Source organism: Streptomyces sp. NPDC003011 (genome assembly GCF_053591515.1).
Genome location: NZ_JBSFTY010000059.1, coordinates 57,322 through 64,260, shown reverse-complemented (window position 1 = coordinate 64,260; position 6,939 = coordinate 57,322). Strand labels below are relative to the sequence as shown.

General features: G+C 73.2%; 4 protein-coding genes. 1 reads left to right on the top strand and 3 read right to left on the bottom strand.

Annotated features, from left to right (window positions below; genetic code table 11):
• Window positions 1-58 precede the first annotated feature (58 nt).
• The gene (locus ACWD0J_RS27830) at window positions 59-1,069 is read right to left on the bottom strand and encodes a LysR family transcriptional regulator (RefSeq protein WP_451498586.1); all 1,011 of its coding nucleotides are present in this window, start codon (window positions 1,067-1,069) and stop codon (window positions 59-61) included.
• Window positions 1,070-1,204: 135 nt separating this feature from the next.
• Between ACWD0J_RS27830 and ACWD0J_RS27825 the strand changes: the two genes are divergently transcribed.
• Window positions 1,205-1,876: an FMN-dependent NADH-azoreductase gene (locus tag ACWD0J_RS27825; protein WP_451498585.1), complete on the top strand. Its 672-nt coding sequence runs from the start codon at window positions 1,205-1,207 to the stop codon at window positions 1,874-1,876.
• A gap of 225 nt (window positions 1,877-2,101) precedes the next feature.
• Here the strand turns inward: ACWD0J_RS27825 and ACWD0J_RS27820 are convergent, their stop codons facing one another.
• Window positions 2,102-3,049, bottom strand: coding sequence for a polyprenyl synthetase family protein (locus tag ACWD0J_RS27820; protein ID WP_451498584.1), 948 nt, complete (start codon window positions 3,047-3,049; stop codon window positions 2,102-2,104).
• Window positions 3,050-3,436: 387 nt separating this feature from the next.
• A complete protein-coding gene (locus ACWD0J_RS27815; protein ID WP_451498583.1) occupies window positions 3,437-6,820 on the bottom strand; it encodes an AfsR/SARP family transcriptional regulator in 3,384 nt (1,127 codons plus the stop codon).
• Window positions 6,821-6,939 lie beyond the last annotated feature (119 nt).

Genomic DNA, 6,939 nt, shown 5'->3' with positions numbered 1-6,939 from the left:
CGGCATGTGCGGGTCCCGGTCACCACCCGCGACGAGACCGGCATCCTGGCCGCCGCCTTCAACGAGCTGACCGAGCGCCGCGAACGCCGTCCTGGCCGAGCCGGCCGGCGGACGCCCGGACCTCCGAGAGGACCGCCGCGACGTCGGGCCTGGCCAGGGTCCCCTGCCGCACCACCACGGACACCCGACGCATCAGTTCCGGCCCTTCCAGGGCGATCCGGCGCACCGGGTAGCCGGGCCGGTCGGGCACCAGGTCCGGCACCAGGGAGACACCCCAGCCGAGGGAGACCAGGCCGAGGGTGGCGTGTGGATCACTGGTGCGGGCCACCACGTCGGGGGCGTAGCCGGCCGCGGCGCAGGCGTGCAGGGCGAGTCTGCCGAGCCCGGAGGACGGATCGAGGATCCACGGCCGGTCGGCGTACCGGGCCAGCGCACCGGCCGGTTCGTCGGCCGGTGCGCTGGCCGGCTCGTCGATCGGTTCGTCGATCGGCTCGTCCGCCGACGCGTCGATCGGCGCGTCGGCCGGTCCCTCCTGCGGGCCGACGGCCAGACGCACGCGGTCGTCGGCCACCGGCTCCTCGTACAGCCCGGCGACCGGCGGCTCGGGCACCTGGTCGTATCCCACGGCCAGGACCAGGTCGACCTGCCCGAGCCGGACGGCCTCCCGGCAGTCGGCCGCCGGCAGGCCCTGCAAGGTGATCCGCAGCTCCGGGTGCGCGGCACGGACCCGGGTCAGCGCGGGGACCAGGAGGGCAGGCCCTTCATGGAACGGCACGCCCACCCGCAGCTCCCCGTGCACCCGCCGGGTCACGGCGGCGAGTTCGGACTCCGCGGTCTCCAGGCTGGCGAGGATGCGCTCGGTGTGCCCGACCAGCAGCCGGCCCGCCGCCGTCAGCCCGGCCCGCCGGCGACTGCGGTCGACCAGCTCCGTACCGGTCTCCGCCTCCAGCGCGGACAGTTGATGCGACACCGCGGAGCGCGTGTAGTTGAGGGCCTCGGCCGCGGCGGCGATCGACCCGCGTGCCTCCACCTCGCGCAGCAGCATCAGTTTCCATACGTCAAGCACCATCCACCGTCATTCCCATCGACGCCGACCGTTGGCGAATTTCACGCCAGAACACGGGACTTCGGGGCGAGTCGACCGCTTGAATGGCCCAACCCGCTCGCGTTCCTCCCACCCCATCGCAGAAGGGTCCCGTGCGGTATGCCCACTTTGCTTCACCTCGACTGCAGTGCCCGCCCCGAGTCCGTCTCCGGGCAGATCACCGCCGAGTTCGCTGCGGCGTGGCGCGCTGCCCGTCCCGAGGGCGGGTACCTCCGCCGCGACCTCGCGGCTCATCCCGTCCCGCACATCGACGCGGAGCAGATAGAGATCGTCACCCGGCTGGAGAACGCGGGCGTCCGGGACCTGGACGAGGCACGCGGGATGACCCGGACCACGCGGGAGCGCCGGAGCTGGCGGCTGAGCTGGGAACTGATCGACGAGCTCCTGGCCGCCGACGTCCTGCTGATCGGGCTGCCCATGTACAACTTCTCCGTCCCCTCCGTCTTCAAGGCGTGGTTCGACCGGGTGGCCATTCCTCCGCTGATCGTCAGCGCCGAGACCGGCCGGGGCCCGCTGTCGGGCAAGCGGACCGTAGTGGCGACGGCACGCGGCGGAAGCTACGGACCCACGTCGCCCAGGCACAGCGACGACTTCCAGGAGCCGTATCTCCGCGCCGCCTTCCGCATGGTCGGTCTCGCCGACGAACTCCTCTTCCTGCACGCCGAGTTGACCAAGTCCGGCCATGTGCCCCGGCTCGCCCCCTTCCGCGACAGCGCCATCGGCTCACTGAAGCAGGCGGTGGAGAGTGCCCGCGAGGCGGCACGCTGCTGACCGTCGATTCGGCGCTGACTCATACGGGGTGCGGTGCGCGGGCAACGGGCGGGACGGGGCGGGGCGGGACCGCGCCGGGTCCGGCGGTGGGCGCTCCCGAACACGTGACTCAGGGGACCCGAACAACCCACGGAACCCAGGCAACCCCAGGGGAACCCACGCGACCCGTCACGACCCGTCAGGAGCCCACCCAGGACCCGTCAGGAACCGTCAGGACCCACGGGACTAGTCCGTGCGGGACGCCACGAAGTCGCAGAGTGCGTACAGGGCCCGCCGCGGTGGACCCTGAGGTACGTCCGCCAGTGCCGCACGGGCCCTGGCGAGCCGCTCGTCCATGACCGCCCGGGCCCCGCCCATGGCCCCGGACCGCTGGAGCAGCGCCAGTGTCCGGCGATGCGTCTCGCCCCGCACCCCACCGGGCGCGGTGAGCAGGCCCCGTAGCTCCTCGTCCCGGGGATCGCGGCCGTCCAGCACCAGCAGCACCGGCAGGCTCGCCACCCCGACCATGAGGTCCTTGCCCTGCTCCTTGCCCAACTGCCCCGAGGGCGCGGTGATGTCGAGCAGGTCGTCGCAGATCTGGAAGGCCACGCCGAGGTGTTCGCCGTACTCCGCGAGCGCCTCGTCCACTCCCCTGGGCGCGCCCGACTGGACCGCGCCGAGCCGCAGGGAGAACGACACCAGGGACGCCGACTTGCCCGAGACCACCTCGAAGTAATGGGACAGCCGGTCCTGCGCGGTGGCCGGTCCGGTCAGTTCCCGGAGCTGCCCCATCACCAGCCGCTCGGAGGCCTCGGCCTGGAGCGGGATCGCCGCGGAGGTCAGCCCGGCCGACAGCTGGGCCGCCTTGGCGAGCAGCCAGTTGCCGGATCTGACGGCGACCGAGTTCCCCCAGCAGGCGTTCACGCTGGTGACGCCGTGTCGGACCAGGGCCTCGTCCATGACGTCGTCGTGATGGAGGGAGGCGGTGTGGATGAGTTCGGACACCACGGCCGCCTCGACCACGCCTTCCGCCCCCGGCACGCCGAACTCGGCCCCGAGGAGGGTGAGCAGCGGACGCATCCGCTTGCCGCCGGCGGTGACCAGGTGCCCGACGACCTCCGCCAGCCGCGGGTCGGGCACCGCCGCCACACATTCCAGCAACCGTGTCTCGGCCCGTTCGAGGTTCCGGAGCATACGGCGCTCCAGTGCCCTTTCCCGTAGGTCGAGCCGGCTGACTATGGACCGTCCTCGCACCCCTGCGGTCAGCGCGGGCATCTGGTGTCTCCTCCGAGTCGCGGCGTGGAGGGCCATGGCCTTCCACGCCGGAGCGTAGGAACACACTCCCGAACCGCGACAGGAATCCGGGCGAACCTGTCCGCAAACGGACACCACCGCACCGGCCCCGACACCCCCGCCCCGCGCGCCTACCCCACCCATGGCATCAACCTGCCACCGCCCGGCCGACTCCGGCAGCCACACCCTGTCGAGACCGCACAGGCGAGACGGCACACACCAGATCTTCTCCCCACACGGGCCGTCTCCCTCCCCCGGCACAGACGCCAACCTGTGCTCAACCTGAGCTCAACCAGGCTCACCCCGCAACCGGTCAAGTGTCGTACGGGCTTGGAGCACCGCCTCCTCGGCGGTCAGCCGTGCGCCACGGTCGAACGCCTCCGTGAAGGCGGTCCCGCGCAGGGCAGCCCGTGCCGCTGCCGTGATGCGGTCGACGTCGGCACGCTCGGCGGGCGGCAGCGGGGCGCCGGCGCCTCGCCGGGCCGCGTCCGCCGCGCCGAGCAGCAGAGCCGTGCACGCGGCGGCACACTCGTGCCCCCGCAGGACCGCCGCGCCCGCGAGACCCTCCAACGACAGGGCGAGGGCGCGCGGCTCGGCGAGCGAGCGGGCGACGTCCAGGCCCCGTAGGTGGTGAGCGGCGGCCTGGACCGCGTCGCCGCGGAGTTCCGCGATGAAACCGAGCTCGGCGAGGAGCAGGTGGTCGCCCGCCTGGGACGACACCTCCGCGTGGCCGTCGCGGATGCGCAGCAGGTGTGCCTCGGCGGCGTCCAGGTCGCCGGAGCGGCGCGCGCCCAGGGCGAGACCCATCTCGGAGTGGATTTCGCCGTACTTGTAGCCCTGTTCGAGGGCGATGCGGCGTGCCCGCTCGTGCAGGTCGCGGGCTCGGTCCCAGTCACGGGCCAGCAACGCGAGCCGGCCGAGCCCGGAGAGCCGCGCCGAGACCTCCGCCTCCAGACCCAGTTCCCGGGCCATCCGGAGCCCTTTGTGCTGGCGGCGCGCCGCTTCCTCGTACTCGCCCTTGATCTCGGCCAGCGCGGCCAGCGGCGAGACGGTCTGCAACTCTCCCCAGCGGTCGCCCAGTGCGCGGAAGAGATCAGCGCTGCGCAGCCCATCACGGCCGAGCCCGGCGAGGTCGCCACGCACCAGCGCCGACATCGCCCGCAGGCCGAGCGCGGCGGCAGTGCCCCACTGATCCCCCGTGGAGTCGGACAGGGACAGGGCACGGTCGTTCAGCTCGTCACCGTCGGCCGTGGCGCCCGCGCTGAACAAGCCGTACGCGCACAGCCAGAGGCCGCGGGCGCGGCGCACGGGGTCGGGGACGGCGTCAGCGGCACGGACGGCGGCGGCCACATCACCAGGGTCGCCGGTGAGAAGCGCGAACGCGGCGTGCAACAGCACGAGTTCGGGGGAAGTGTGACGCGGGGAGCGGGCATCCTCCGCACGGGTGGCGAGGACGGCCCGCAAACTGCGGCGGGCCTCGGTGAGGCGGCCGCGTAGGAGCCACCACCAGGACAGGGCGGTGGCGAGCCGCGTGGACTCGTCCCCGTTGCCCAGTGCCGCGCGACGCACCGCCTCGTCGAGCGCCACGCGCAGATTGCCGGCCTCGGCGTCCAGACGGGCGAGCCAGGGCTGCTGCCCGGCAGTGCGCAGCCGGGGCTCCGCGCTTTCGGCGAGGGCGGTGTAGTGGCGCAGATGACGGTCGCGTACGGCGGTGAGGTCCTCCACCTCGCGCAGCCGCTCCCTCGCGTACACGGAGACAGACTCCAGGAGCCGGTACCGTGGCCCGGTCGGCGCGGCCACGACGGCCACGAGGGACCGGTCGACCAGCCGTGTCACGAGGTCGAGCACTTCCTCCCGGGTGACGCCCTCCCCCGCACACACCGCTTCGGCGGCTTCCAGGTCACAGCCGTCGCTGAAAGCGGCAAGACGGCGCAGGACGATGCGCTCGGGCGCGCTGAGCAGTTCCCAGCTCCAGTCGATCACCGCCCGCAGGGTCTGCTGGCGGGCAGGCGCCCCCCGCCGTCCCGAGGTCAGGATCCGGAACCGGTCGCCGAGACGGGCGGCCAGCTCCTTCACGCCCAAGGCGCGTACGCGGGTCGCGGCGAGTTCGAGGGCGAGCGGAATGCCGTCGAGGCGGCGGCAGATCTCCGCGACGGCGACACGGTCGTCCGGGTCGGACGCATCCGGGTCGAGCGGGAAGCCGGGGGCGGAGGCGGCCGCGCGCTCCAGGAACAGCCGCACGGCGTCGGCGGTCGGGAGGGGCTCGACGAGGAACACCGCCTCGCCCGTCAGGCCGAGCGGTTCCTGACTGGTGGCCAGGACGCGCACGCCGGGCGCGGTGCGCAGGAGAACCTCGGTGAGTTCGGCGGCGGCGTCCACGACGTGCTCGCAGTTGTCCAGGACGAGCAGGGTGCGACGATCCCGCAAGGCGGCGGCGAGGCGGTGCACAGGGGAGGGGGCGCCGGCGCCGGCACCCGGTACGACGGAGGGAGCGTCGTCCCTGATGCCGAGGGTGGTGGCGACGACCTGGGCGAGGTCGGCAGCGGCACCGCCGCGGACGCCGGCCAGTTCGACGAGCCAGACACCGTCGGGGAGTTCACCGGCACCGGCGCCGGCCTCTGCCGCGGCGCCCGCCGCCACGGCCAGGCGGGTCTTGCCGACTCCGCCAGGCCCGGTGAGGGTGACCAGCCGTGTGGAGTCGAGGAGGTGGGAGAGGTCGGTGAGGGCCTGCCGGCGGCCGATGAGCGCGGTGAGGGGAACGGGCAGATTCGAGTGGACGCCCGGCGCGGGCAGGTCCGCGACCGCGGTGGGAGATCGTTCCGCCTGGCCAACGAGGTCCCCCCTGATCGAGCGGGGCCGAGAACCCGGGGAGGGCCGGTCACGCCCCCCGCTGCCAGGTGCCGCGGACACGCTGCCAGGTGTCGCGGACACGGGTGTCAGCTCCGGATCCTGCCGGAGCACCGCATGGTGCAAAGCGCTGAGCTCGGGGCTGGGATCGATCCCCAGCTCTCCGGCGAGGCGGGACCTCAGTTCCTCGTACGACGCGAGGGCCTCGCTCTGACGTCCCGACACATAGAGGGCCCGTATCTGCAAGGCACGTAGGCGTTCCCGCAGCGGGTGCTGATGCACGAGGTCGGCGAGCTCTCCCGCGAGGAGCACATGGTCTCCCGCGCCCAGGCGGGCCTGCGCCTGTTCCTCCACCGCTGACAGCCGCTGTTCGGCGAGGCGCTGCGCGGTTCCCCGTGCGAACTCCTCGTCGGCGAAGTCCGCGTACGCGGGACCCCGCCACAGTTCGAGGGCTTCCGTGAGCAGTCCGGCCCGCGCGCCGGGGTCCCGTACGAGGCGAGCCTCGCCGACGAGGGCGCCGAACCGTGCGGCGTCCACCTCGTCGGCGTCGCCGTCGAGCCGCAGCCGGTAGCCCGGCGGCTGCCGCACCACCCGTTCCCGGCCGAGGACCCGACGTAACTGGGAGACCCTGGCCTGCAGGGCGCCCGCCGGTCTGCCCGGCGGCCGGTCGCCCCACAGGTCGTGAATGAGGCGGTCCGTCGCGACCGGCCCGCCATCGTGCGCGAGCAGGTCCGCGAGCAGCGCACGGACTTTGACCTCGGGAACTCTGACAGCCTCCCCCTCGTCGTCCCACACCGCCAGTGGCCCCAGAACCCCAAACCGCATGCGAGTCACTGTATATGTGCCTGCATATGTCCAGGTGGCTGCGGACCCGGGCGCCGGTTCGCCCTGTCGCCGGGCGACCCTCAGCCGGCCCGCAGTGGTTCCGAAGGTTTCCCGAAGCG

Excerpts from the sequence above, each read along its gene's own strand:
- ACWD0J_RS27815 (WP_451498583.1), bottom strand. The coding sequence starts at position 6,820 with ATGCGGTTTGGGGTTCTGGGGCCACTGGCGGTGTGGGACGACGAGGGG.
- ACWD0J_RS27825 (WP_451498585.1), top strand. The coding sequence starts at position 1,205 with ATGCCCACTTTGCTTCACCTCGACTGCAGTGCCCGCCCCGAGTCCGTC.
- ACWD0J_RS27830 (WP_451498586.1), bottom strand. The coding sequence starts at position 1,069 with ATGGTGCTTGACGTATGGAAACTGATGCTGCTGCGCGAGGTGGAGGCA.
- ACWD0J_RS27820 (WP_451498584.1), bottom strand. The coding sequence starts at position 3,049 with ATGCTCCGGAACCTCGAACGGGCCGAGACACGGTTGCTGGAATGTGTG.